Consider the following 23414-nt stretch of genomic DNA (forward strand, 5'->3'; position numbering starts at 1 on the left):
ATCATTAATCAATCATGGTAGTCTGGACATCCAGACGTATAAAAACAGGTTAGGCGAACATGACGGCGAAGCATATTGATACCGCTCTGGTGAATGCAGGGCGCAGCAAGAAATACACTCAAGGATCGGTTAACAGCGTGATTCAGCGCGCCTCTTCACTGGTGTTCGATACCGTTGAAGCAAAGAAGCATGCCACCCGCAATCGTGCCAAAGGCGAGCTGTTCTATGGACGCCGTGGGACCCTGACCCATTTTTCGCTGCAGGAAGCTATGTGTGAACTGGAAGGTGGCGCGGGCTGTGCACTTTTCCCTTGTGGGGCCGCTGCCGTCGCCAATACCATCCTGGCGTTCGTTGAACAGGGCGACCATATTCTCATCACCAACACGGCTTACGAACCCACTCAGGATTTCAGTACCAAAATCCTCTCGAAATTGGGTGTAACGACGAGTTGGTTCGACCCGCTGATTGGCGCAGGCATCGCCGATCTTATCCAACCCAACACCAAAATTGTGTTCCTCGAATCTCCAGGCTCCATCACGATGGAAGTCCACGACGTCCCGGCTATTGTTACGGCAGTCAGAAGCGTAGCTCCGGATGCCATCATCATGATCGACAATACGTGGGCGGCGGGTATCCTGTTTAAAGCGCTGGAGTTCGATATTGATATTTCGATTCAGGCAGCCACCAAATACCTGATTGGTCACTCTGACGGCATGATTGGCACGGCGGTTTCTAACGCCCGCTGTTGGGATCAACTGCGTGAAAATGCGTACCTGATGGGCCAAATGGTCGATGCAGACACCGCCTACATGACCAGCCGAGGTCTGCGTACACTCGGCGTACGTCTGCGTCAGCATCATGAAAGCAGTATCAAAGTCGCCGAGTGGCTGGCCGACCATCCGCAGGTGGTTCGTGTTAACCACCCTGCTCTACCAGGCAGCAAAGGTCATGAGTTCTGGAAGCGCGATTTTAACGGCAGCAGCGGGCTCTTCTCCTTTATATTGAACAAACGCCTGACTGACAAAGAGATGACCGACTTCCTTGATAACTTCTCGCTGTTCGCGATGGCTTACTCCTGGGGCGGTTTTGAGTCGTTGATTCTGGCAAATCAGCCGGAACAGATTGCGGCGATTCGTCCTGAGGCGGAAGTCGATTTCAGCGGAACCCTTATTCGCCTGCATATCGGTTTAGAGGACGTTAATGATTTAATTGAGGATTTAGCGGCAGGATTCCAGCGTATCGTGTAGATTGTGGCTGCTGGTTTAAAATTCTGATTACGCCAGCAGAATACTCTGTATTAATTGCGCCCGGGATCAAGGTGTTTCGGGCAATAAACGCGTACAATAGCCTCTTCTAAGCGGTACCACAGGAAAGTCCATGGCTGTAATTCAAGACATTATCGCTGCGCTCTGGCAACACGACTTTGCCGCGCTGGCGAATCCACACGTTGTTGGCGTCGTCTATTTCGTGATGTTTGCCACTCTCTTTTTAGAAAATGGATTGCTTCCTGCCTCCTTTTTACCAGGAGACAGCCTGCTTTTGCTGGCGGGGGCACTCATCGCCCGCGGCTGTATGGATTACATCTCTACCCTGCTTATTCTCACCTCGGCGGCGAGCCTGGGTTGCTGGCTGAGCTACCTGCAAGGGCGATGGCTGGGGAATACACGTGTGGTCAAAAGCTGGCTGGCTCAGCTTCCGGAAAAATATCACCAGCGCGCCACCTGCATGTTTGACCGACACGGTTTACTGGCACTGCTGGCGGGTCGTTTCCTGGCGTTTATTCGCACCCTCTTGCCAACCATGGCGGGTATCTCCGGGCTATCTAACCGCCGCTTCCAGATTTTCAACTGGCTGAGCGCCCTGCTGTGGGTCGGCATTATCACCACTATCGGCTATGCCATCAGCATGATCCCGTTTGTAAAACGTCATGAAGACCAGGTGATGACCTTCCTGATGATCCTGCCGGTGTTCCTGCTGGTTGCTGGCCTGGTGGGTACGGTCGCCGTCGTCATTAAGAAGAAGTACTGCAGCGCCTGATTTTCTTCCCTTCCCTCTCCCTTCGGAGAGGGAATATTACGCCCCCTGCATCATGCGGATCCGCGCCGCATCCTCTCCCGGCGTGACGCCGAAATAGCGCTTAAACTCTCGGCTAAACTGAGACGGGCTTTCATACCCCACACGAATAGCCGCCGCGCTGGCTTTCATGCCGTCGTGGATCATCAGCATTCGCGCCTTATGCAACCGGAACGATTTGAGGTACTGCAGCGGCGAGGTACTGGTGACCGATTTGAAGTTGTGGTGAAAAGCAGAGACGCTCATGTTCGCTTCTGACGCCAGCTGATCTACGCTCAGGTTTTCCGTGTACTGGCTTTCAATGCGCTTCAACACCCGGCTGATGAGGCTGAAATGGGTTTGACGACTCACCAGCGCCAGCAGCGCCCCGCCACCCGGCCCGAGCAGCACATGGTAGAGGATCTCGCGAATGATTTGCTTGCCAAGAATTCGGGCATCCAACGGTCGGTCCATCACGTCCAGCAGACGTTCAATCGCACAAAGAATTTCATCTGATAGCGTGGCAGAGTTGATGCCGCTCGATGCCATGGACGGGTGAAACAGCTCATCTTCACCAATATCCATTAACAACTCCTGAAGCTGAAGAATATCGACATTCAGACGAATCCCCGCCAATGGAACGGCTTCTGTCGCGAAGGTTTCACATTCAAAGGGTAAAGGTACTGTCAGGAGCAAATATTCGTTGGTGTCGTAGCGAAACACCCGCTCATTGATGTAGCCAATTTTATGCCCCGAAAAGAGAAAAACGATGCCTGGCTGATACATGACTGGGGTGCGCGTTCCGGGCTGAGTGCCGTACAGAAGGCGCACATCAGGCAGTAACTCGCTTAACATATTTTCATTATTTTTCAGATCGTTAATCTGTTCTGTTAGCTGTAAGCAAATCTCTTCGCGGTTCATTTCTTCTCGCTCCAGGCACCATTCCCAATGCTGACAGTGTGCGCAGTTTTACCCACTTTCTCCAGTGCTGCGTAGAAATGGGCAAGACATCGGCAGGAATGTGCATTGAGAGGATGGCTCAGGCTGTCCACAATGTGCACCATCAGGTCGCTCTCTGCGCCCCCCGATTTTTTTACCCACATAAGGGAACGAGCAATGAACAACTTTAATCTTCATACCCCCACCCGCATTCTGTTTGGCAATGGCGCTATTGCCGATCTGCGCGAACAGATTCCTGCTGATGCCCGCGTTCTCATCACTTACGGTGGTGGCAGCGTGAAGAAAAATGGCGTTCTGGATCAGGTTTACAGCGCGCTGGAAGGTCTGGATGTCCGTGAGTTCAGCGGCATTGAACCGAACCCGTCTTACGAAACGCTGATGAACGCGGTAAAAATCGCCAAAGAAGAGAACATCACCTTCCTGCTGGCCGTCGGCGGAGGTTCAGTGCTGGATGGCACCAAATTTATCGCTGCTGCGGCACATTACGCGGACGGCGTTGATCCGTGGGAAATTCTGCAAACCTACGGCAGCAACATTACCAGCGCCATCCCGATGGGTTCCGTACTCACCCTGCCAGCCACCGGTTCTGAATCCAACAAAGGTGCGGTTATCTCGCGTAAAACCACCGGCGATAAACAAGCCTTTATGAACGAGCATGTTCAACCGGTATTCGCCGTACTTGACCCGGTTTACACCTACACCCTGCCACCGCGCCAGGTCGCTAACGGTGTGGTGGATGCCTTTGTACATACCGTTGAGCAGTACGTCACCTACCCGGTGAATGGCAAAATTCAGGATCGTTTCGCCGAAGGCATTCTGCTGACGCTTATCGAAGACGGCCCGAAAGCGCTGCAGGAACCGGAAAACTACGACGTGCGTGCCAACGTTATGTGGGCCGCCACTCAGGCGCTGAACGGTCTGATTGGTGCAGGCGTACCGCAGGACTGGGCAACCCATATGCTGGGCCACGAACTGACCGCGATGCACGGTCTGGATCACGCCCAAACACTGGCAGTCGTCCTGCCTGCCCTGTGGAACGAAAAACGCGACACCAAACGTGGCAAATTGCTGCAGTACGCTGAGCGCGTGTGGAACATCACCGAAGGCTCTGAAGACGCACGTATCGATGCAGCTATCGAAGCGACTCGCGGCTTCTTCGAGCAGATGGGCGTGCCGACGCGTCTGTCCGGTTATGGTCTCGACGGCAGCTCCATCCCGGCTCTGCTGGCGAAACTGGAAGAACACGGCATGACAAAACTTGGCGAACATCAGGACATTACCCTGGACGTTAGCCGCCGTATTTACGAAGCAGCACGCTAAGCTTTTTACATCCTCGCCTTTCGTTTTTGGACTTTTCGTCCAGACTTAATGCACACAACCTTACCGGGATCCGTCCCGGTAAGTTCATAGAGGAGGCATGCATGACACATCCAACCGTGATTAAACTTGCTGATGGCAACCTGATGCCACAGCTGGGTCTCGGCGTGTGGAAAGCGGGTAATGAGGAAGTGGTTTCCGCCATTCACAAAGCGCTGGAAGTCGGTTATCGCTCCATCGATACCGCGACCGCGTACAAAAATGAAGACGGTGTTGGCGATGCGCTGAAAAGCGCAGGCGTCCCACGTGACGAACTGTTTATCACCACAAAATTGTGGAATGACGACCAGAAACGTCCCCATGAAGCATTGCAGGAGAGCCTTGATAAGCTGCAGCTTGATTATATCGATCTCTGGTTGATGCACTGGCCAGTACCAGCTATTGATCATTATGTCGACGCCTGGAAAGGGATGATTGAGCTGCAACAGCAGGGCCTGGTGAAGAGCATTGGGGTCTGTAATTTCCAGATTCATCATCTGCAAAAACTGATTGATGAAACCAACGTCACCCCGGTTATCAACCAGATTGAACTGCACCCGCTCCTCCAGCAGCGCCAGCTACATGCCTGGAATGCTACGCATAAAATCCAGACCGAGTCATGGAGCCCGCTGGCACAGGGTGGCGAAGGGGTCTTTGATCAGAAGATTATTCGTGATCTGGCGGATAAATACGGCAAAACCGCCGCGCAAATCGTTATTCGCTGGCATCTCGACAGCGGCCTGGTGGTGATTCCGAAATCGGTCACGCCATCGCGCATCGCCGAAAACTTTGACGTCTGGGACTTCCGTCTGGACAAAGACGAGTTGGGCGACATTGCCAAACTGGACCAGGGCAAGCGCCTCGGCCCCGACCCGGATCAGTTCGGCGGCTAACATCCCCCCATTCTCTCTCTCTCAGCCCGGCGCACATGCCGGGCTTTTTATTGCCCCGCTGTCAGAAATTTCAGGAAACCATTTATCCCTTCACTTAGTGTGTATTTATTCACATTTGTCGCGCAGAATGATTTATGTGCAACCACATAACCCCTCATATTGATTATTGTTTGCGCGATTTCATACACACGATGTATAGGGATGACGTTATGGTCGAAAAAACCTCTTCGGGAGTCCGGTGGCTCCCATTAATCATTATTGTTGCTACCGCAACCGGCCTTTGGCAGGTTGCGCCACCGGAAGGGCTCAGCGCAGAGGCATGGCATTCTGCTATTGTCTTTGTCGCGACCATTGCCTCTATTGTCACTAAAGTGCTGCCGATTGGTGCTGTTGGCATCATCGGAATAACTCTCTTCGCCCTCACTTACGCCGCCGGAGATAAAACCGCCAATGGGGCTATCCTCACTGCACTGAGCGAACTAAACAGTTCGCTTATCTGGCTTATCGTCGTCGCCTTTATGATTGCCCGTGGTTTTATCAAAACCGGGCTGGGCCGCCGCATCGCGCTACAAATGATCCGTCTGCTCGGCAAGCGCACACTGGGGCTGGCGTACGGGCTGGCCTTTGCCGATCTGATCCTCTCCCCGGCAATGCCAAGCAATACCGCACGCTGCGGCGGGGTGATTTATCCGATTGCCGACTCGCTGGCTCGCAGCTTTAACTCCCACCCTGAAGATGAATCGCGCAGTAAAATAGGCACGTTTCTGATCACCTGTATTGGCAACGTCAATGATGTCACTGCCGCACTGTTTATGACCGGGTATACCGGCAATCTGCTGGCGGTGAAACTGGCCGCAAACGCAGGTATCACCCTGACCTGGGGAAGCTGGTTCATCGCCGCACTGGCCCCTTGCGTGGTCTCATTACTGCTCGTGCCAGTACTGGTCTACTGGATAACACGCCCGGAAATCAAGCATACCCCGGATGCCCCAGTGCTGGCGCAGCGCGAGCTGGCATTGATGGGGAAAATGAGCCGGGGCGAGTGGTTGATGCTCGGCACTGTCTTGATCCTGCTGATACTGTGGATTTTCGGGGATACGCTGGGCGTGGATCCGACAACCGCATCCTTCGTCGGCCTCTCGATACTGCTCCTCTCCGGGGTTTTGAGCTGGGAAGACGTGAAAAGCGAGAAAGGAGCATGGGATACGCTGATTTGGTTTGCGGCGCTGCTAATGATGGCGAATCAGTTGAAAAAACTCGGCTTCACCACCTGGTTTGGCGGGGTGATTGGCGAAACTATCGGTCATGCAATGGGCGATACCAGTTGGGTGATTGTGCTGTTACTACTGAATGCCGCCTACTTCTATACCCACTACTTTTTCGCCAGCGGGAATGCACAAATCGCCGCGCTGTATGCCGTTTTCCTCGGCGTTGGTATCCATTTGAATATTCCCGCGGCACCGATGGCACTGATGCTGGCTTTTACCAGCAGCCTCTACTGCTCGCTGACGCAGTACACGCACGCACGTGGCCCCATTCTGTTTGGTGCAGGCTACGTGCCAACTGGAACCTGGTGGCGAACCGGTTTCTTAATCAGTCTCTTCAACCAGGCCGTGTTTATGACCATCGGCCTTGTCTGGTGGAAAATATTAGGGCTGTATTGATTCGCATGTATGCCCGGCGTCAGCGCCGGGCAACGGTTTGCCGCGGCACCTGCTGACAGATTTCCACTGGCATGCCCTCTTTTTCCGGCAACAATTGCACCTGCGGAAGCGTGCATATGACGCCTGTTTCCGATGGCCCGGAACCGTAAGGGCCACTTAGCCTGTATGAGAGCAAATTATCGTACTGTTGCCCCCTGGCACCGATCAGCAGTCGGGAAATATTCACCTTATCAATGGGGCCAATCGGTAAAAAAAACGACCATTCATGATCGCCCGTGAAAGCAAAAAAGCCATAACTGTCGGTGACGGTTCTGGCATCCGGGCCATTGCTTTTTAATATGATATTCGCCCCTGGCACGGCATTGCCGCCCCTGGCACGGCATTGCCGCCACTGTCCAAGAGCCGCCCCTCCACAACGGGCCGCGACTGAGTGTAAGCAACACAGCCACTTTGCAGTAATGCCAGCAGTATGATGCCAGGCCAGAATCGTTTTGCCATCTCTCACTCCTTGAATACAGATGAACATCTCTTCGCTTGCAAAGGCTTACGCCCGCTCAAAGGCAATGCTACTCTGAGCACAGTACCCCAGAAAAAGAAGCCTCTATGCAAAAATGTTTAGTCATGCTTATTGCGTGCAGTTTTTCAGCGCTGGGGCAGTCTCCACAGCGTAGCGTGGAACTGCTCTATCAGCACTATGCGAATAATGCACCGGGTGTCGTGTTTGATGCCTCCGGTGCGGATCAGGTTGTCTCCACACGACTGATGAAAGAGGTGGCTGAAGATCAAAAATTGACCGCAGAGGGTGACGTTGGCTATCTGAATTATGATCCGGTCTGCAACTGCCAGGATTACGATAACCTGGTGCTGGAGCAGGTAGATATCGTCACACACGATGCCCAGCATGTGGATGCGGTCGTTCGTTTTCGCCCATTTAGTGATGGGCCAGAAACCGTGACGCAGATGCTGGTTCTGGTCGATGAAAATGGCCGCTGGATGATTGACGACATCGTCAACGAAACGAGCAGCCTTTATGAAGGGATGAAAGCCTACAACCGCGAACGGGAAGAGGAAGCACAGAGCGACAAAGCAGAGAAGAAAGATGCCGTTAGCCCCAGCCCTCTCCCTAAGTGAGAGGGAGGGATGCCAGTACCTCATCCCAATGCCAGCGCCGGGCCTAACCCTCTCCCAGTGTGAGAGGGTTAAGGTGAGGGCATCAGACCGCAGTTAACCGGCCTTACGCTTCACCGCTTTTTTCGCACTGTCATTTCTGGCCGCACCGCTCTTCACAGCACTACTTTTTGCGGTACCGCTCTTCGCCAGTCCCGTTTTCGCAGAGCCATTCGAGCGCTGATGCACAATCGGCGTGTGCTTGGTCAACGCCGGGCGAGTGTTACGATTCTGACGGCGTGCTTCACGCATCTCGTCGAGCGTCGGTGACGGCACCAGGCAATCACGACGTGAACCGATCAGATGCTTTTTGCCCATCTCTTCCAGCGCCTGACGAATCAGCGGCCAGTTAGCCGGATCGTGGTAACGCAGCAGCGCCTTATGCAGACGACGCTGTTTGTCGCCTTTAGGAATCACCACATCCTCACTCTTATAGCCAATTTTGCCGAGCGGGTTTTTCCCGGTGTAATACATGGTCGTCGAGTTAGCGAGTGGCGACGGATAGAAGTTCTGTACCTGGTCGAGACGGAAGCGGTGCTTCTTCAGCCATAGCGCCAGGTTGACCATGTCTTCGTCACGCGTACCGGGGTGCGCAGAGATAAAGTATGGGATCAGGTACTGCTCTTTACCCGCCTGCTTCGAGTAAGTATCAAAAAGCTCTTTAAAGCGGTCATAGCTGCCCATGCCCGGCTTCATCATTTTCGACAGCGGCCCTTCTTCCGTGTGTTCCGGGGCAATCTTCAGATAGCCGCCCACGTGGTGGCTGGCCAGCTCTTTGATATAACGTGGATCCTCAACCGCGATGTCGTAACGCACACCGGAGGCGATCAGGATCTTCTTGATGCCTTTCAGATCGCGGGCACGGCGGTAGAGATTGATCGTCGGCTCATGGTTGGTATCCATGTGCTGGCAGATATCCGGGTAAACACACGACAGGCGGCGACAGGTCTGTTCGGCACGCGGTGACTTGCAGCGCAGCATATACATGTTGGCCGTTGGGCCGCCTAAATCGGAGATAATGCCGGTAAAGCCCGGTACTGTGTCGCGAATGGCTTCGATCTCGTTAATGATCGAGTCTTCAGAACGGCTCTGAATAATGCGCCCTTCGTGTTCAGTGATCGAGCAGAAAGAACAGCCACCAAAGCAGCCACGCATAATGTTGATCGAAAAGCGGATCATCTCATAGGCAGGAATACGACTGTTACCGTAAGCCGGATGCGGCACACGCTTGTACGGCAGGGCAAAAACACTGTCCATTTCTTCGGTCGAGAGCGGGATAGCCGGCGGGTTAACCCAGATAAAACGGTCGCCGTGTTTTTGCATCAGCGCACGGGCGCAGCCCGGGTTCGTTTCATGGTGCAGAATACGTGAAGCATGAGCGTACAACACTTTGTCGGCCTTGACCTTCTCGAAAGAAGGCAGCAACACATAGGTTTTTTCCCACGGTTTTGGACGCGGAGGCTGAACAACAACAGCTTTTGCTTCGGCTTGCTTTGGCTCGACAGGCTTGTTGTCAGCACAGGGTAAATCTTCACCGTAGGGATGCGGAATAGGATCAATTTTACCCGGCATATCAATGATACGGGAATCAACACCACTCCAGCCCGGTAGCGCTTCTTTCACCATGATCGCGGTGTTACGCACGTCGCGAATCTGCGAAATAGGTTCACCTTGCGACAGGCGATGGGCGACTTCCACCAAAGGGCGTTCACCGTTACCGAACATCAACATGTCGGCTTTGGAATCCACCAGCACTGAGCGGCGCACGGTATCAGACCAGTAGTCGTAATGCGCGGTACGGCGCAGGCTGGCTTCAATGCCACCGAGAATGACCGGCACATCTTTCCAGGCTTCTTTACAGCGTTGGGTATAGGCCAGGGTAGCTCTGTCCGGGCGTTTTCCCGCAACGTTATCCGGGGTATAGGCATCGTCATGACGCAGTTTACGATCTGCCGTGTAACGGTTGATCATCGAGTCCATGTTGCCTGCGGTCACGCCAAAGAACAGGTTCGGTTTACCCAGACGCATAAAGTCGTCTTTGCTGTTCCAGTCAGGCTGGGCAATGATACCTACGCGAAAGCCCTGGGCCTCCAGCATGCGGCCACAAATCGCCATCCCGAAGCTCGGGTGATCAACATAGGCATCGCCGGTAACCAGAATGATGTCGCAGCTATCCCAGCCAAGTTGGTCCATTTCACTACGGGACATGGGTAAAAACGGAGCCGGACCAAAGCAGACCGCCCAGTACTGGGGCCAGGAAAACAGGTCACGATCCGGCTGGATCAGGGATATTGCGCTCATCATGCTTCCAAAAAAAGTGGCAAAAAAATAATCAAAGGGCGGGGATTATACGCCGGATCAATAAGTGAATTGAAGGAATATGTGTGGGGTTTTTCCCCTCCCGGGACGGGGAGAGGATGGAGTGAGAATCGTTACGGTGCCGGGTTCACCAGTAACTGGCCTATCGTGCCTCTGTCGGCCATCTCCAGCGTCTGGCTACCGTACTGGAACGGGAAGTGAGGCCATGAAGGCTGACCAAAATAGACCAGCAGTTCGACCTGTCCATCTACCCAGACCGTGTCTTTCCAGCCACGATCTTCCGGGAAAGGCATCGCGCCATTCACGTTACGTACCTGGAACATCACCCCTTCCATATGGAACGACTGCGGCATATCTGCGCGAACCGTCCAGCGCTCCCATGTGCCTTGCTGGGCAGTAATATCGAGACGCTGAGGATCCCACAACTGACCGTTAATTCCGGGGTCACTACCAAGGGTAATATCGCGGCTGCGGGTCGGCGTACCGGTCATGATATCGGCCGGTAACAGACGCATCGGCAGCGTGTCGGTTACCAGCGGTAGCAGCCCGGTGGGGCGCATTGTCAGCACCAGAGTGGAAATAAGAATGCTCGACGGCTCGAAGAAGCCACGCAGACGATCGACAATTCCCGCCGCTTCACCGCAAGTCAACGAAACTTCGTCACCATTGGTCATATCAACCAGAATTTCCCGCCGTTCGCCCGGTGCCAGCGCAAGCTGTTTAACGGAAACCGGTACAGGTAAAAAGCCCTGATCGCCGGAAATCACATGCAGCGCGCGCCCGTCGCTCATCTGTAACTGATAACGGCGCGAATTTGACGCGTTGAGTAAACGCAAACGCACCCAGCCGCGTGACACTTCAACAAACGGGCTTTGCGCACCATTGACCATCAGAGTATCGCCAACAAAACCACCGCTGCCCGGCTCGCTGTACTCCGGCGTACCAAAGTTATCCAGACGTTTGTCCTGAATAATGACCGGGAAGTCATCCACACCGTAATGGTTCGGGATCGGCAGCGATTTGCTGACCTCATCTTCCACCAGCCACATGCCTGCCAGGCCATTATAAACCTGCTGAGCGGTACGGTTTGGCGTATTGGCGTGGTACCACAATGTCGCCGCACTCTGGCGAATAGGCAGTACGGGTGCCCAGTCATTATTGGGCGTCATCATCCTTGCAGCCCCGCCAATCAACGGACTCGGCACCTGCAAACCGCTTATGGTCATGGCGACGTTGTCCGCCAGGCGGTTGCTGTAAATCAGTTTAACGTCATCCCCACTCCACACGCGTATTGTGGGGCCAAGATAGCGCCCGTTAATACCCCAGACCTGCGCACGCGTACCAGTAGAAAAAGACCAGTGGGTACGTTGCAACGTAAGGAATAACGGCTGACCGCGGCGGGATTCCAGCAACGGAGGGATGGGCAGTGGGGGTTGCTGCCCGGCAGCGTTTGCCCTCATCGGCATCGCACTGGCGCAAAGTGCTGCGCCAGAGGCCTGGATAAATTGACGCCGACTGAGTGACATAGTTGCTCCGTGTAAAACTGAATAAACCAGACGGGAATTCATTTCCCGACATCATCAATATGGGAAATTAAACCCGGCCCGTGGCTTCACGTTCTGCCACTTCTTTATCTAATTCGTCGATCTTCTTCGCCATCACGTCGTGGCAGTGCGCAGCCAGGTCACGAATCTGATCTTTACCATAGCTACTGGTATCAATTGGCGGCAGCATTTCCACAATCACCAGCCCGTTTTTGATGCGGTTCAGGTTAATTTTGTTTGAGGTGGTGGACACGCAGACCGGAATAATCGGCACACCCGCAGCAATGGCGGCATGGAATGCACCGGTTTTAAACGGCAGCAGGCCGCGACCGCGGCTGCGGGTGCCTTCCGGGAACATCCAGACTGAAATATTGCGCGTCTGAATATGCTTCACCACCTGGGCAATTGTGCCGTGCGCTTTTGCCCGGTTATTGCGATCAATGAGCAGGTTACCCGTCAGCCAGTACAGCAGACCAAAAAACGGAACCCAGAGCAGGCTTTTCTTACCTACGGTGACCGTCGGTGGCTGCACGATATTAGAAGCTGTCACCATATCGTAGTTGTTCTGGTGGTTAGCGATGTAAATCGCCTTGTTATGTCGGGAAAAATTGGTCGGGAAACGTTTTTCGACTTTAAGCCCAAACACCGGGGCCAGACGACCAAACATATGCCCAAAGGTAGCAACATGCTTCGGATTACGCGGACTCAACAAGCAGTACAGGCAGCCAAATACACAGACCAGAATGGAATAAATGACAACGATGATTGCGCGAATAATAAATAGCATAGCTACCTCGAAAACCCATCCTTATGTGCATGAAACGTTAGCCATCAACACACGAGGCCAGGTCAGATGCGGATCCGTAAAAAACATATTGTTAATCGCAATTCTCGAATAAACAACGCTTTTACGGGAAATATTAGTCATGCCCCCCATCAGAATCCGGGGGGCAAGAGATGCACGAATTACTCTTCGCTATTACCGGCGTCAGCGCGGGCCGGTGCGTCAATTTCAATACGATCAATGCGTTGTAATCCACGCATTAAGGTACCGCGACGCCCACGCTCGCCCTGCACTTTTTGCAGTTCTTCAGGACGCAGTTTGATTTTGCGCTTGCCGACATGAATGGTCAGCGTGCTTTGAGGCGGTAACAGGTAGAGATGGGCCAGACCATCTTCCCCTTTCGCCGCTTCAGCGGATGGAATACCAATGATTTTGTTACCTTTGCCTTTGGAAAGCTGTGGCAGGTCGCTGACCGGGAACATCAACATGCGCCCGGCCTGAGTAATTGCCAACAGCATATCGGCGTCGTTTTCAATCTCCAGCGGCGGCATCACCCGCGAATTATCCGGCAGACTGATCAGCGTTTTACCCGCACGGTTACGCGCCACCAGATCGTTGAAGGTACAGACGAAACCATAACCGGCATCGCTGGCCATCAACAATTTCTGGTCGTCGTTGGTCATCACCATATGTTCAATGGTCGCACCCGGCGGCAGCGTTAGTTTACCGGTCAACGGCTCACCCTGCCCACGGGCAGACGGCAGCGTAATCGGGTCAATGGCATAGCTACGCCCGGTGGTGTCGATAAACACGACCGGCTGGTTGCTCTTCCCTTTCGCCGAGGCTTTCCAGCTATCCCCAGATTTAAAGCTGAGTCCCTGGGCATCGATATCGTGGCCTTTGGCGCTACGCACCCAGCCCATTTGCGACAACACGATGGTGACAGGCTCTGAGGGCAGCATGTCGTGTTCGTTCATCGCTTTCGCTTCTTCGCGCTCACGCAGCGGCGAGCGGCGATCGTCACCGAACGCATCAGAATCGGCCTGCAGCTCTTTCTTCAGCAGGTTACTCATTTTGCGTTCGGAGGCGAGAATGCCCTGCAAGTGGTCACGCTCTTTTGCCAGCTCATCCTGCTCGCCGCGAATTTTCATCTCTTCGAGTTTGGCAAGGTGGCGTAATTTCAGTTCGAGGATCGCTTCGGCCTGGGTTTCGCTGATGCCAAAACGCGACATCAATACCGGCTTTGGTTCATCTTCGGTACGAATGATATGGATGACTTCGTCAATATTGAGAAACGCCACCAGCAAACCTTCAAGGATATGCAGGCGCTTAAGGACTTTCTCCAGACGATAGCCCAGACGACGACGCACGGTGTCGCGGCGGAACGCCAGCCACTCGGTGAGGATCTCCAGCAGGTTTTTCACTGACGGACGACCATCAAGACCGATCATATTGAGATTAACGCGGTAGCTCTTTTCCAGATCGGTGGTGGCAAACAGGTGATTCATCACCGGTTCCATATCCACCCGGTTGGAGCGCGGCACGATAACCAGACGGGTCGGGTTCTCGTGATCTGATTCGTCGCGCAGGTCGTCGACCATCGGCAGCTTTTTGTTGCGCATCTGAGCGGCGATCTGCTCCAGCACTTTGGCACCGGAAACCTGATGCGGCAGGGCGGTAATCACCACCGCGCCATCTTCTTTCTTCCACACCGCACGCATGCGCACGGAACCGCGACCGTTCTCATAAATCTTACGAATTTCCGCGCGCGGGGTGATGATTTCCGCTTCGGTCGGGTAGTCCGGCCCCTGGACAATATCCAGCAACTGGTCGAGGGTGGTTTTCGGCTGCTCGATAAGCGTAATGGCCGCTTTCGCCACTTCACGCAGGTTATGTGGCGGAATGTCTGTTGCCATCCCGACCGCGATACCGGTGGTGCCGTTCAGCAGGATATTCGGCAGACGCGCAGGCAGCATTTTCGGCTCCTGCATAGTGCCATCAAAGTTTGGCACCCAGTCCACGGTCCCCTGACCCAGTTCGCCCAGCAGGACGTCGGCATATTTGGACAGACGGGATTCGGTATAACGCATTGCCGCAAACGACTTAGGATCGTCCGGCGCACCCCAGTTCCCCTGCCCGTCCACCAGCGGGTAGCGGTAAGAGAATGGCTGCGCCATTAGCACCATGGCTTCATAGCAGGCGCTGTCGCCGTGCGGGTGGTATTTACCCAGCACGTCACCCACGGTACGGGCGGATTTTTTGAATTTGGCACTGGCGCTAAGCCCCAGCTCGGACATCGCGTACACGATGCGACGCTGAACCGGTTTCAGGCCATCACCGATGAACGGCAACGCCCTGTCCATGATGACGTACATGGAATAGTTCAGATAAGCGTTTTCCGTGAATTCATGCAGCGCAAGGCGCTCTGCCATATCGCTCATTAATCGTGATTCCTCAACGTGTGCGCCCGCCTTTTCGGCGGCAATATTGCCGCAGATACTAACCTATCTGCGGCGAGGAGTCATAACTATGCGCGATTTTTTAAGGGCGAGTGAAACGCCTACTGACTGACCTTACTCACCTGCTTAACGTCAATTTCGACCGAGTTCCAGTCTTTATCCACTTCGCCCTGAATTTCGACCAGATCCTGCGGCCCCACGGTCACGCCATTCCAGCGTTTATGGTCGATATCAACGTTGATGGTGCCCGAGGCATCTTTGAAGGTATAGACATCGTCCGAGAGGCGCTCGACGATATTCCCCCTCAGGGTCACCCAGGCATCATCTCGCATGGATTTGGCACTTTCTACCGTCGCGGTACCGCCACCAGGGCCGGTGAATCCACCGCCCTGATTCACGGCCTGGTTTGAATTTGCCGCAAAAACGGGGGCGGAACACAACATCACAATCGCGGTCATCGCTGCAATTTTTTTCATCTTTTCTCTCCCTTTATCAGTCGGTTCACCACCATTAAACCCGCCAGTTCTTAACAATTTCTTAAGGCAAAAAAAGAAATCTTTTTTCTGTACAGCCCCCTGAAACTGCATGTTTACTTGCTGACAGGCGAGGCAAAAAGGGATGTCACATGCGCGTGTTACTGATAGAAGATGACAAACTCATTGGCGACGGCATCAAGGCCGGATTGAGCAAACTGGGATTCAGCACGGACTGGTTCACCGACGGACAGTCAGGCAAGCAGGCGCTCTACAGCGCCCCTTACGATGCCGTGGTGCTCGATTTAACGTTGCCGGGTCTGGACGGGCTCGAAATCCTGCGTGAATGGCGTGATAAAGGCCGCAGTGAGCCGGTACTGATCCTCACCGCCCGCGATGCACTCGACCAACGTGTGGAAGGATTACGCCTGGGGGCAGACGACTATTTATGCAAGCCCTTTGCCCTGATTGAAGTGGCCGCCAGGCTTGAGGCGCTGGTACGCCGCAGCCACGGACAGTCACGCAGCGAACTTCGCCACGGTAACGTGACGCTGGATCCCATTAACCTTGTCGCCACCCTGGCTGGCGAGCCTTTAACACTCAAACCCAAAGAGTTTGCCCTGCTGGAACTGCTACTGCGCAACACGGGTCGCGTACTGCCCCGTAAACTGATCGAAGAGAAAATCTATAACTGGGATGACGATGTCTCCAGTAATGCCGTCGAGGTGCATGTCCACCACTTGCGCCGTAAGCTCGGCAGCGACTTTATTCGTACCGTTCACGGTATCGGCTACACCCTGGGTGACGCATGAAATGGCCTAAAATCTCCAGTCTGCGCCTTCGCCTGACGCTGCTGTTCCTGGTGCTGGCGACGGTGGCCTGGCTCTCTGCGAGTCTGGTCGCCTGGCAACAAACCCGCGACAAGCTGGACGAACTCTTCGACACCCAACAGATGCTGTTCGCCAAACGCCTCAGTACCATGAGCCTTGATGAACTCAGTAGCGTTCCGCGCACCGCTGCGCCTGCTAAAAAAGTGAAAAAGGGTCACCTGGATGATGACGCGCTGGCCTTTGCTATTTTCACCCTTGATGGTAAACGGGTGCTCCACGATGGCGAAAATGGCGAGGAGATCCCGTGGAAATATCGTCGGGACGGCTTTGAAAATGGTCGCCTGAAAGATGACGACGACGAATGGCGCTTCCTGTGGCTCACTTCCACAGACGGGCAGCACCGGATTGCCGTCGGTCAGGAGTGGGATTATCGCAAAGAGATGGCGGTCGACATCATTACTTCTCAGCTCACGCCCTGGCTGGTGGCCCTGCCACTGATGCTCGTCCTGTTGGTCTTATTACTGAGTCGGGAGCTTGCCCCTCTTCGCCGTCTGGCGCAGTCTTTACGGGTGCGTGCGCCAGACAATGCCTCACCGCTTGATAACACCGGTGTGCCTGGCGAAGTTCGCCCACTGGTGGACGCCCTCAATCAGTTGTTTGCCCGCACACAACATATGATGCAGCGCGAGCGACGCTTTACCTCAGACGCCGCCCATGAGCTTCGCAGTCCGTTAACCGCGTTGAAAGTACAAACGGAAGTGGCACAACTTTCGCAAGACGACCCGGACGCCCGCGAAAAAGCGTTGAATCAGTTACATACAGGTATTGACCGTGCTTCCCGTCTGGTCGATCAACTGCTTACCCTCTCCCGGCTGGACTCCCTGGAGAGCCTGGAAGATGTGCAACCTGTTGCACTCGAAGCATTACTGCAATCGGCGGTGATGGACATTTACCACACTGCCCGACAGGCAGGCGTCGATGTGCGTCTGGAGATAACCTCCCCCAACGTGACCCATACCGGGCAGCCGTTACTGCTCAGCCTGCTGGTGCGCAATCTGCTGGATAACGCCGTGCGCTACAGCCCGGCGGGCAGCATTGTGACCGTCACACTGAACGACTATGCCTTTAGCGTGAGTGACAACGGGCCAGGCGTCAGTGAGGAGGCGCTTACCCGGATCGGCGAGCGTTTTTATCGACCACCGGGTCAGAATGAAACGGGCAGCGGACTAGGGTTATCGATCGTTCAGCGTATCGCCCGCATGCATCACATGACGGCGATATTCAAAAATGGGGCCTCCGGGGGCTTTATCGCCGAGATCCGTCTGCGCTGATTATTGCTTAAAACGCAAAAGTCTTTGCACGTTTTGCCTGGTTCGTTAAAGGTCTTATCGGGATAGAATTGCCGCCAATGACGTTTCGCTAAGGACACTATCCCCATGAGCAATATTCTAATTATCAATGGCGCAAAGAAATTCGCCCACTCTAACGGTCAACTGAATGACACCCTGACCTCCGTTGCCGAAAGCTTCCTGCGTGATGCCGGACATCAGGTTAAAGCCGTGCGTACCGACGGCGACTACAGCATCCAGGAAGAAGTGCAGAACTTCCTCTGGGCCGACGTGGTTATCTGGCAGATGCCGGGCTGGTGGATGGGTGCGCCGTGGACCGTGAAAAAATACATGGACGACATCTTTACTGAAGGTCATGGCGCGCTGTACGCCAGCGACGGCCGCAGTCGCTCTGATGCCTCTAAAAAATACGGTTCCGGCGGTCTGATTCAGGGTAAAAAATATATGCTCTCCCTGACCTGGAACGCGCCTCTCGATGCATTTAATGATGAAGACCAGTTCTTCCACGGCGTGGGCGTCGACGGTGTGTACCTGCCTTTCCATAAAGCCAACCAGTTCCTCGGGATGGAATCGCTGCCGACCTTTATCGTCAATGACGTGATTAAAATGCCGGACGTACCACGTTACATCGAGGAATATCGCAAGCATCTTGGGCAGATTTTTGGTTAACTGAGAGACTGGACTTAGAAGGAGTTAACCATGTTGACAGTGATTGCAGAAATTCGTACCCGCCCAGGACAGCACCATCGTCAGGCGGTTCTTGATCAATTTGCGAAAATTATCCCGACTGTGTTGCAGGAAGAAGGCTGCCATGGCTACGCGCCGTGGGTCGACCATGCTGCAGGCGTCAGTTTCCAGACGGCTGCACCGGATTCCATCGTGATGGTTGAACAGTGGGAAACCGTCGCTCATCTGGAAGCGCACCTTGCGACCGCGCACATGAAAGCCTGGAGTGAAGCGGTGAAAGGCGACGTGCTTGAAACCCATATTCGCATTCTGGAGCAGGGGGTTTAAGCCTCTGCGTTCAGCCCTCTCCCGGAGGGAGAGGGTGACAACAATCTACCAGTACAGCTTCCAGCTCTGACTAAACCGCATCAACGCCTCAACGTAAAAGTAATCTCCCCAGCTACAGCACTCATCCACTCCTTTATCGCTGGCGAGATGGTATACCGAGTGTTTGAGCAGCCCACTGGTTGGCTCATTACTCCCCGCCAGATAGTGTTTACCCAGTGAAGACATGATGCGCATCGCCCACTGCTGATAACGCTCACGCTCCGGGTCAGTAACCGGTAAGTGTTTGATAAGTTCAAGCAGCCCGCAGACGGCAATCGCCGCCGAGGAAGAGTCCCGCAGTGCGTCAGTGCCGACCAGCGCCAGATCCCAGTGACAAACGGCATCTTCCGGCAGACGGTTCAGGAAGTAATTCGCCAGTCGCTTAGAGAGCGCGACCATCTCTTTATCGCCGGTATAAATGAAGCTCAGCAGGAAACCATAAATCCCCCATGCCTGACCGCGCGACCAGCAGGAGTCATCGGCATAACCCTGCTGCGTGTTGCCATAACGCGGTTCGCCCGTTTTCACATCCATATAGTAGGTGTGGAAAGTAGAGGCATCCTCACGAATCAGGTACTTAGCCGCCTGGTTCACATGCGCCTGGGCCGCCGTCGCAAAGCGCGGGTCACCGGTCTGCTCGCTCGCCCAGTAAAGTAGTGGCAGGTTCATATTGCAGTCGATGATCATGCGCCCGGCCTGTTCCGGGTCGCTTAAATCACCCCACGCCTGAATGATGTGCGCTTTAGAGTGAAAACGTTCCAGCAACGCCTCTGCTGCCTGGAGGGCAAAACCGCGCGCGTCACGACTGCCGGTCAGTCGCCATGCCGACACGCAGGAGAGCGTATAGAGAAAGCCCAGATCGTGGGTATTGGTATCACTGCGCCCGGCAATACGCAGACCAAAAGAGCGCACATTCTTTTCCGCCAGCGTCCGGAAGGTCTCATCGCCCGTCATTTCCCACGCCAGCCAGAGTTGCCCGGTCCAGAAACTAGTTGTCCATTCCACATTTTCGGTGAGCGGGTAGTAGCCGTTTACACAGGTTTCAGCGGGAAACTTCTCACCGAATTGTGTTAAATGACGACGAATCAGTTCGAGGGTGTGCTGACGTGCGCTGTTCAGTTCATCAGAAAATGCCTGCCGATTGAACGGTGCGCCCGGACATTCACGTAACGGTTCCTCAACGATTTTACTTAACATGGTTCGGTTCCTTCTTTTAAAAAATACCCGGTGTTAACGCGAAAGAGAGTTGCTTGCGATATCTACTGGCGCACGCTGCCGCCATTTACTCTGGCATGCGGAGAGCGTCCATGCGGATATTGCGGTAAAGGTCAATGCTGTCGCGCCCATAATGATGTAGGTGTTTTCAAAACCAATGCGGTCATATAACAATCCGGCCGGAGAAGAGACCACCACATTACCGACATACAGCATGGCTTGATATCCTAATAAATACATGGTTGCATTCACGCGCTTATCAAAATGCTCAGCAATATATTTAAATACAGAGACCAGCAGCAGGCAGATTTCCAGTCCGTATAACGGTTTCAGGACAGAAATTAATAAGTGGGAATCACAAAGCCCGGAGATAATCAGCCGCGCACCGACGACCACACCCACAATTAATAGCCCACGTTTTGCACCGATGTAATTCACCACCAACGGAATAACCATGTACATGATAAATTCCATTCCCGACTGTACGGTGCCGAGATAACCAAAGACGGCATTGCCCTGATGGACATCGCTAAAGAAGGTTACGAAGTAACGAGAGAACTGCTGCTCAGCGATAAACATCATCCACGCCACACCCGCTACGTACAGGCAGAAGGCCCAGAATTTGCGGTTACGCAGCAGCGCATACACATCCGCAGGCACAATCTTCTCTTTGGTCAGCACATCGCTGGCGTTGGCGGCATTGACGTTCACTTTCAGGCTCAGCAGCACGATAAACATCACCACCGACGCCACGCTACCCATAATAAAGTTCCACGCCGGAGAGATGTTAAACAGCAGTCCGGAGAAGGACGAAGCCACCGCCCAACCCAGCGATCCCCACATGCGAATCTGCCCAAACTCCATGCTGTTTAAGCGGCTGTAGCGATCGCTGTAAGATTCGCAAGCGGCTACTCCGGCATACCAGGCAAAGCTTAAATAAATTGCGCCGACAATAATCCCCAGCATAGTGTTAGACAGCAACAACGGCTGATAGACATAGATAAAAAACGGTGCCATTAATGCAGACATTAACACTACAAAATAGAGCAGATATTTGCTCATCCCGATTTTATCGAGAATATAACCATAAATCGGCTTCAGAATAACCGAGAAAATACCGTTAACGGCAAACACCGTACCGATAACAGTGCCACTCAGATTCGCTTTCTGGCCAAGCCAAATAGCCAATAAACCAATACTGGCTGACCAGGTAAAAAAGTAAAGAAAGATAAACGAACTGATTTTGTAATATTCAGTCCGGGTATTGATGGCTGATTTTTCCATACTATCCTCGACAAATCGTGTAGCGTTCAGAGATTGCGAATGACGATAATATTTCTGTTATTTTTCTGGCCGCGCTTGTTATCGCGCAAAAGTTATTATTGTATTTTGCTCTTTGGTATTAACCCGAAAATGGTCGGGTTCAATCGTTAATTCAGGCATGACATCATTAAAATCAGGGTGACTGATACTGGCCTGAACGGCGCAGGCCAGCCAGTGTTCCCCGGCGGGTAGGGTTTTCTGTAACATCGGAATTGCTGCGCACGCGGCGAACATCACACTGCTGTTTGGCGGCGTCACCACACAGTCGGCTTCACGCTTCAGCAGAGGCGAAAGGTCGACTATCGTGCTGACCCCATTTTCAGCCTCAAGACGGCAACCGTTGTGAGCGCCCTGGGTGAGCAAGTGCGGATCTGCTTTCATGACCGCAAAACCGCCCTCCACGCTTTGCAGTTCGCGTGTGGAGTGAATGCGATGCACCCGCAGGTGCCACTCGCCGCAAGGAATCAACCAGGTCGTCACCTGCACATCGCGCCACGGCGACCAACGGGAGAAAATGTGGTCATCATGCACCGCCACCTCGTCACACTCGCGCCGACCACGAAAATAGTTGTCTCCCTCACTAAGCAGTAACATCGAGTCGCAGGCAGCATGTTTAATGCCGTAGCGGCCACGCTCAATGGTGAAACCAAAGCGGCTGGAGTAGGCAAATTTGGTGTATTTCGCCTCGGTGTTAACGTAATTATTCAGCTCCAGTTGCCCAGAGGTCAGCATGTAGACGTGGCGAGAGTCAGCCGTGTGCACCAGAATCTGCTCGGCATGCGGTATGACACGTTTCGGTGCCAGTTCAGGCAGCGGCGCCTCGTCGGCCTGCCAGAAAGCATGGCTCTGCGGCAGGGCCAGAATCAGGAACACTTTCAGCGCCCAGTAAGGCGAGCCCGGCGAGTTGTAGTCCTCACACATCGCCAGATTCGGATAGGCAAAACCCAGCGTCAGAATACCGTCACGGTCAAAAATCGGCTGCGACAACCACCAGCGCAAATGGCGCAGAATAATACCTTTCACGACACCCGGTGTGAGCACCGGGAGTTCAGACCAGGCCACGGCACTCCAGAACGCCACCATCGCAAACCGGTAGGTCAGGCTACGCCCGAAGGGGATGGATTCGCCGCCAGCGGCAGACATATAAATAAAATCATCGGCGAACAGCACCGCACGTTCGCGCAGCACCGCCGCGCGCTCCGGGTCATCTTCCCCGTTGAGGGTGGCGTAAATCAGGCCATAAAAATGAAAAGCCATGGAGATGTAATAGTCTTTAGGGCGACCTGGGCCGTCGGAATACCAGCCGTCACCCAGATAGTAGGCATCCATCAGGGTAAAGCGATGGTCGATAGCCTGTTGATCCCAGGGCAGCCCGGCGCGTTTAAAGCCTAACTGAACGAGAATGGCGAAATAGTTCCAGTTGCTGTCAGGCATCTGTGCGTCGGTAATTTGATTCAGCCAGCGGTGCAGGTTGTCGCGCTCACGCGGGCTAAAACCAGACAGGCATTCACCTTGTAAAAGCGCCAGACCCAATCCCCAGGCCGCCATCTCCACCAGGCGCTGATCGTATGGCCCGGTTTTACCCCAGTAGCCGTGGCTTTCAGGATCGGTTCCCTGCTTCAGCGCAGCGATGTATTTGTCAGCCAACGGTGTGGCTTCACCGCCAGAGAGCAGCGGGAAGACACCCCACATTGCCCGCGACAGCACTTCCATCTCCGCTATCTTTGCGCCGTAATGCGCCTCGGTATCACCGAGCGAAAACCCCGAACTGCCCGCAGGAAATTGCTTATCCAACGCACTCAGCATTGTCACCAGCGCGTCCACCACCTCCTGGCGGAAAGACAATGAAATTGATTTTTTTCCTTCGGACATCGGCATCGGTTTACTCCCCTGATAAGTGGCTAAAGGATAGTGAATCGCCCCTCCGCAGAAATGTTACCCCTGTCACACGGATGAGCTTTGTTTAAACCCCC

Annotated in this window: 20 protein-coding genes; 10 read left to right on the forward strand and 10 right to left on the reverse strand. The window is 53.9% G+C overall.

All coding sequences use genetic code 11. The annotated features are described in order from the left end of the window. Positions 1-59 precede the first annotated feature (59 nt). Together metC and AC5JPW_RS23020 are read left to right on the forward strand one after the other, a co-directional pair. Positions 60-1247: a cystathionine beta-lyase gene (gene metC, locus AC5JPW_RS23015; RefSeq protein ID WP_494243389.1), complete on the forward strand. Its 1188-nt coding sequence runs from the start codon at positions 60-62 to the stop codon at positions 1245-1247. Positions 1248-1377: 130 nt separating this feature from the next. Further along, complete coding sequence (locus AC5JPW_RS23020) at positions 1378-2037, forward strand: DedA family protein (protein ID WP_494243390.1); 660 nt, start codon at positions 1378-1380, stop codon at positions 2035-2037. 36 nt (positions 2038-2073) lie between these two features. Here the strand turns inward: AC5JPW_RS23020 and AC5JPW_RS23025 are convergent, their stop codons facing one another. After that, entirely contained in the window at positions 2074-2973 is a 900-nt protein-coding gene (locus AC5JPW_RS23025) for an AraC family transcriptional regulator (protein WP_494243391.1), read from the reverse strand. A gap of 195 nt (positions 2974-3168) precedes the next feature. Between AC5JPW_RS23025 and yqhD the strand changes: the two genes are divergently transcribed. From yqhD to AC5JPW_RS23040, 3 genes are all read left to right on the forward strand, one after another. After that, the gene (yqhD, locus tag AC5JPW_RS23030; RefSeq protein WP_494243392.1) at positions 3169-4332 is read left to right on the forward strand and encodes an alcohol dehydrogenase; all 1164 of its coding nucleotides are present in this window, start codon (positions 3169-3171) and stop codon (positions 4330-4332) included. Positions 4333-4433: 101 nt separating this feature from the next. Next, entirely contained in the window at positions 4434-5261 is an 828-nt protein-coding gene (gene dkgA, locus AC5JPW_RS23035; protein ID WP_494243393.1) for a 2,5-didehydrogluconate reductase DkgA, read from the forward strand. Positions 5262-5470: 209 nt separating this feature from the next. Next, positions 5471-6925: a DASS family sodium-coupled anion symporter gene (locus AC5JPW_RS23040; RefSeq protein ID WP_494243394.1), complete on the forward strand. Its 1455-nt coding sequence runs from the start codon at positions 5471-5473 to the stop codon at positions 6923-6925. Between the two features lie 19 nt (positions 6926-6944). Here the strand turns inward: AC5JPW_RS23040 and AC5JPW_RS23045 are convergent, their stop codons facing one another. After that, a complete protein-coding gene (locus AC5JPW_RS23045) occupies positions 6945-7283 on the reverse strand; it encodes a hypothetical protein (protein WP_494243395.1) in 339 nt (112 codons plus the stop codon). Positions 7284-7528: 245 nt separating this feature from the next. Here AC5JPW_RS23045 and AC5JPW_RS23050 point away from each other — a divergent pair, with 245 nt between their 5' ends. Continuing rightward, positions 7529-8056, forward strand: coding sequence for a DUF3828 domain-containing protein (locus tag AC5JPW_RS23050; protein ID WP_494243396.1), 528 nt, complete (start codon positions 7529-7531; stop codon positions 8054-8056). A gap of 93 nt (positions 8057-8149) precedes the next feature. Here AC5JPW_RS23050 and AC5JPW_RS23055 read toward each other — a convergent pair whose 3' ends face one another. The 5 genes from AC5JPW_RS23055 to AC5JPW_RS23075 form a co-directional block, all read right to left on the reverse strand. Then, a complete protein-coding gene (locus AC5JPW_RS23055) occupies positions 8150-10393 on the reverse strand; it encodes a YgiQ family radical SAM protein (protein WP_494243397.1) in 2244 nt (747 codons plus the stop codon). Between the two features lie 131 nt (positions 10394-10524). Next, positions 10525-11937 carry a cell division protein FtsP gene (gene ftsP, locus AC5JPW_RS23060; protein ID WP_494243398.1) on the reverse strand — a complete coding sequence of 471 codons (1413 nt, stop codon included), beginning with the start codon at positions 11935-11937 and terminating at the stop codon, positions 10525-10527. A 67-nt stretch (positions 11938-12004) separates the two neighbouring features. Beyond that, positions 12005-12742: a 1-acylglycerol-3-phosphate O-acyltransferase gene (locus tag AC5JPW_RS23065; RefSeq protein WP_494243399.1), complete on the reverse strand. Its 738-nt coding sequence runs from the start codon at positions 12740-12742 to the stop codon at positions 12005-12007. A 179-nt stretch (positions 12743-12921) separates the two neighbouring features. Continuing rightward, complete coding sequence (parC, locus tag AC5JPW_RS23070) at positions 12922-15180, reverse strand: DNA topoisomerase IV subunit A (protein WP_494243400.1); 2259 nt, start codon at positions 15178-15180, stop codon at positions 12922-12924. A 119-nt stretch (positions 15181-15299) separates the two neighbouring features. Further along, positions 15300-15674, reverse strand: a complete 375-nt coding sequence (locus AC5JPW_RS23075; protein ID WP_494243401.1) for a YgiW/YdeI family stress tolerance OB fold protein — start codon at positions 15672-15674, stop codon at positions 15300-15302. Positions 15675-15823: 149 nt separating this feature from the next. On the opposite strand from AC5JPW_RS23075, the gene qseB reads away from it, so the two are divergent. From qseB to AC5JPW_RS23095, 4 genes are all read left to right on the forward strand, one after another. Continuing rightward, a complete protein-coding gene (qseB, locus tag AC5JPW_RS23080; protein WP_494243402.1) occupies positions 15824-16483 on the forward strand; it encodes a quorum sensing response regulator transcription factor QseB in 660 nt (219 codons plus the stop codon). Further along, a complete protein-coding gene (gene qseC / locus AC5JPW_RS23085) occupies positions 16480-17832 on the forward strand; it encodes a quorum sensing histidine kinase QseC (protein WP_494243403.1) in 1353 nt (450 codons plus the stop codon). Before qseB ends, qseC begins: the two co-directional genes overlap by 4 nt. A 105-nt stretch (positions 17833-17937) precedes the next feature. After that, positions 17938-18519 carry an NAD(P)H-dependent oxidoreductase gene (locus tag AC5JPW_RS23090; protein WP_494243404.1) on the forward strand — a complete coding sequence of 194 codons (582 nt, stop codon included), beginning with the start codon at positions 17938-17940 and terminating at the stop codon, positions 18517-18519. 30 nt (positions 18520-18549) lie between these two features. Beyond that, positions 18550-18864: a putative quinol monooxygenase gene (locus AC5JPW_RS23095; protein ID WP_494243405.1), complete on the forward strand. Its 315-nt coding sequence runs from the start codon at positions 18550-18552 to the stop codon at positions 18862-18864. 45 nt (positions 18865-18909) lie between these two features. Here the strand turns inward: AC5JPW_RS23095 and AC5JPW_RS23100 are convergent, their stop codons facing one another. From AC5JPW_RS23100 to AC5JPW_RS23110, 3 genes are all read right to left on the reverse strand, one after another. Then, positions 18910-20100, reverse strand: a complete 1191-nt coding sequence (locus AC5JPW_RS23100) for a glycoside hydrolase family 88 protein (RefSeq protein ID WP_494243406.1) — start codon at positions 20098-20100, stop codon at positions 18910-18912. A 33-nt stretch (positions 20101-20133) separates the two neighbouring features. Continuing rightward, the gene (locus tag AC5JPW_RS23105) at positions 20134-21402 is read right to left on the reverse strand and encodes an oligosaccharide MFS transporter (RefSeq protein WP_494243407.1); all 1269 of its coding nucleotides are present in this window, start codon (positions 21400-21402) and stop codon (positions 20134-20136) included. 78 nt (positions 21403-21480) lie between these two features. Beyond that, a complete protein-coding gene (locus AC5JPW_RS23110; protein ID WP_494243408.1) occupies positions 21481-23319 on the reverse strand; it encodes a DUF2264 domain-containing protein in 1839 nt (612 codons plus the stop codon). Positions 23320-23414 lie beyond the last annotated feature (95 nt).

The sequence above is a fragment of the Phytobacter sp. genome, from assembly GCF_059074235.1.

Bases quoted from the DNA above. Each gene is read 5' to 3' on its own strand.
- qseC (WP_494243403.1), top strand. From the start codon at position 16,480: ATGAAATGGCCTAAAATCTCCAGTCTGCGCCTTCGCCTGACGCTGCTG.
- AC5JPW_RS23075 (WP_494243401.1), bottom strand. From the start codon at position 15,674: ATGAAAAAAATTGCAGCGATGACCGCGATTGTGATGTTGTGTTCCGCC.
- parC (WP_494243400.1), bottom strand. From the start codon at position 15,180: ATGAGCGATATGGCAGAGCGCCTTGCGCTGCATGAATTCACGGAAAAC.
- AC5JPW_RS23110 (WP_494243408.1), bottom strand. From the start codon at position 23,319: ATGCCGATGTCCGAAGGAAAAAAATCAATTTCATTGTCTTTCCGCCAG.
- AC5JPW_RS23105 (WP_494243407.1), bottom strand. From the start codon at position 21,402: ATGGAAAAATCAGCCATCAATACCCGGACTGAATATTACAAAATCAGT.
- AC5JPW_RS23025 (WP_494243391.1), bottom strand. From the start codon at position 2,973: ATGAACCGCGAAGAGATTTGCTTACAGCTAACAGAACAGATTAACGAT.
- metC (WP_494243389.1), top strand. From the start codon at position 60: ATGACGGCGAAGCATATTGATACCGCTCTGGTGAATGCAGGGCGCAGC.
- AC5JPW_RS23055 (WP_494243397.1), bottom strand. From the start codon at position 10,393: ATGAGCGCAATATCCCTGATCCAGCCGGATCGTGACCTGTTTTCCTGG.
- ftsP (WP_494243398.1), bottom strand. From the start codon at position 11,937: ATGTCACTCAGTCGGCGTCAATTTATCCAGGCCTCTGGCGCAGCACTT.
- AC5JPW_RS23100 (WP_494243406.1), bottom strand. From the start codon at position 20,100: ATGTTAAGTAAAATCGTTGAGGAACCGTTACGTGAATGTCCGGGCGCA.
- dkgA (WP_494243393.1), top strand. From the start codon at position 4,434: ATGACACATCCAACCGTGATTAAACTTGCTGATGGCAACCTGATGCCA.
- yqhD (WP_494243392.1), top strand. From the start codon at position 3,169: ATGAACAACTTTAATCTTCATACCCCCACCCGCATTCTGTTTGGCAAT.
- AC5JPW_RS23020 (WP_494243390.1), top strand. From the start codon at position 1,378: ATGGCTGTAATTCAAGACATTATCGCTGCGCTCTGGCAACACGACTTT.
- AC5JPW_RS23050 (WP_494243396.1), top strand. From the start codon at position 7,529: ATGCAAAAATGTTTAGTCATGCTTATTGCGTGCAGTTTTTCAGCGCTG.
- AC5JPW_RS23065 (WP_494243399.1), bottom strand. From the start codon at position 12,742: ATGCTATTTATTATTCGCGCAATCATCGTTGTCATTTATTCCATTCTG.
- qseB (WP_494243402.1), top strand. From the start codon at position 15,824: ATGCGCGTGTTACTGATAGAAGATGACAAACTCATTGGCGACGGCATC.
- AC5JPW_RS23095 (WP_494243405.1), top strand. From the start codon at position 18,550: ATGTTGACAGTGATTGCAGAAATTCGTACCCGCCCAGGACAGCACCAT.
- AC5JPW_RS23090 (WP_494243404.1), top strand. From the start codon at position 17,938: ATGAGCAATATTCTAATTATCAATGGCGCAAAGAAATTCGCCCACTCT.
- AC5JPW_RS23040 (WP_494243394.1), top strand. From the start codon at position 5,471: ATGGTCGAAAAAACCTCTTCGGGAGTCCGGTGGCTCCCATTAATCATT.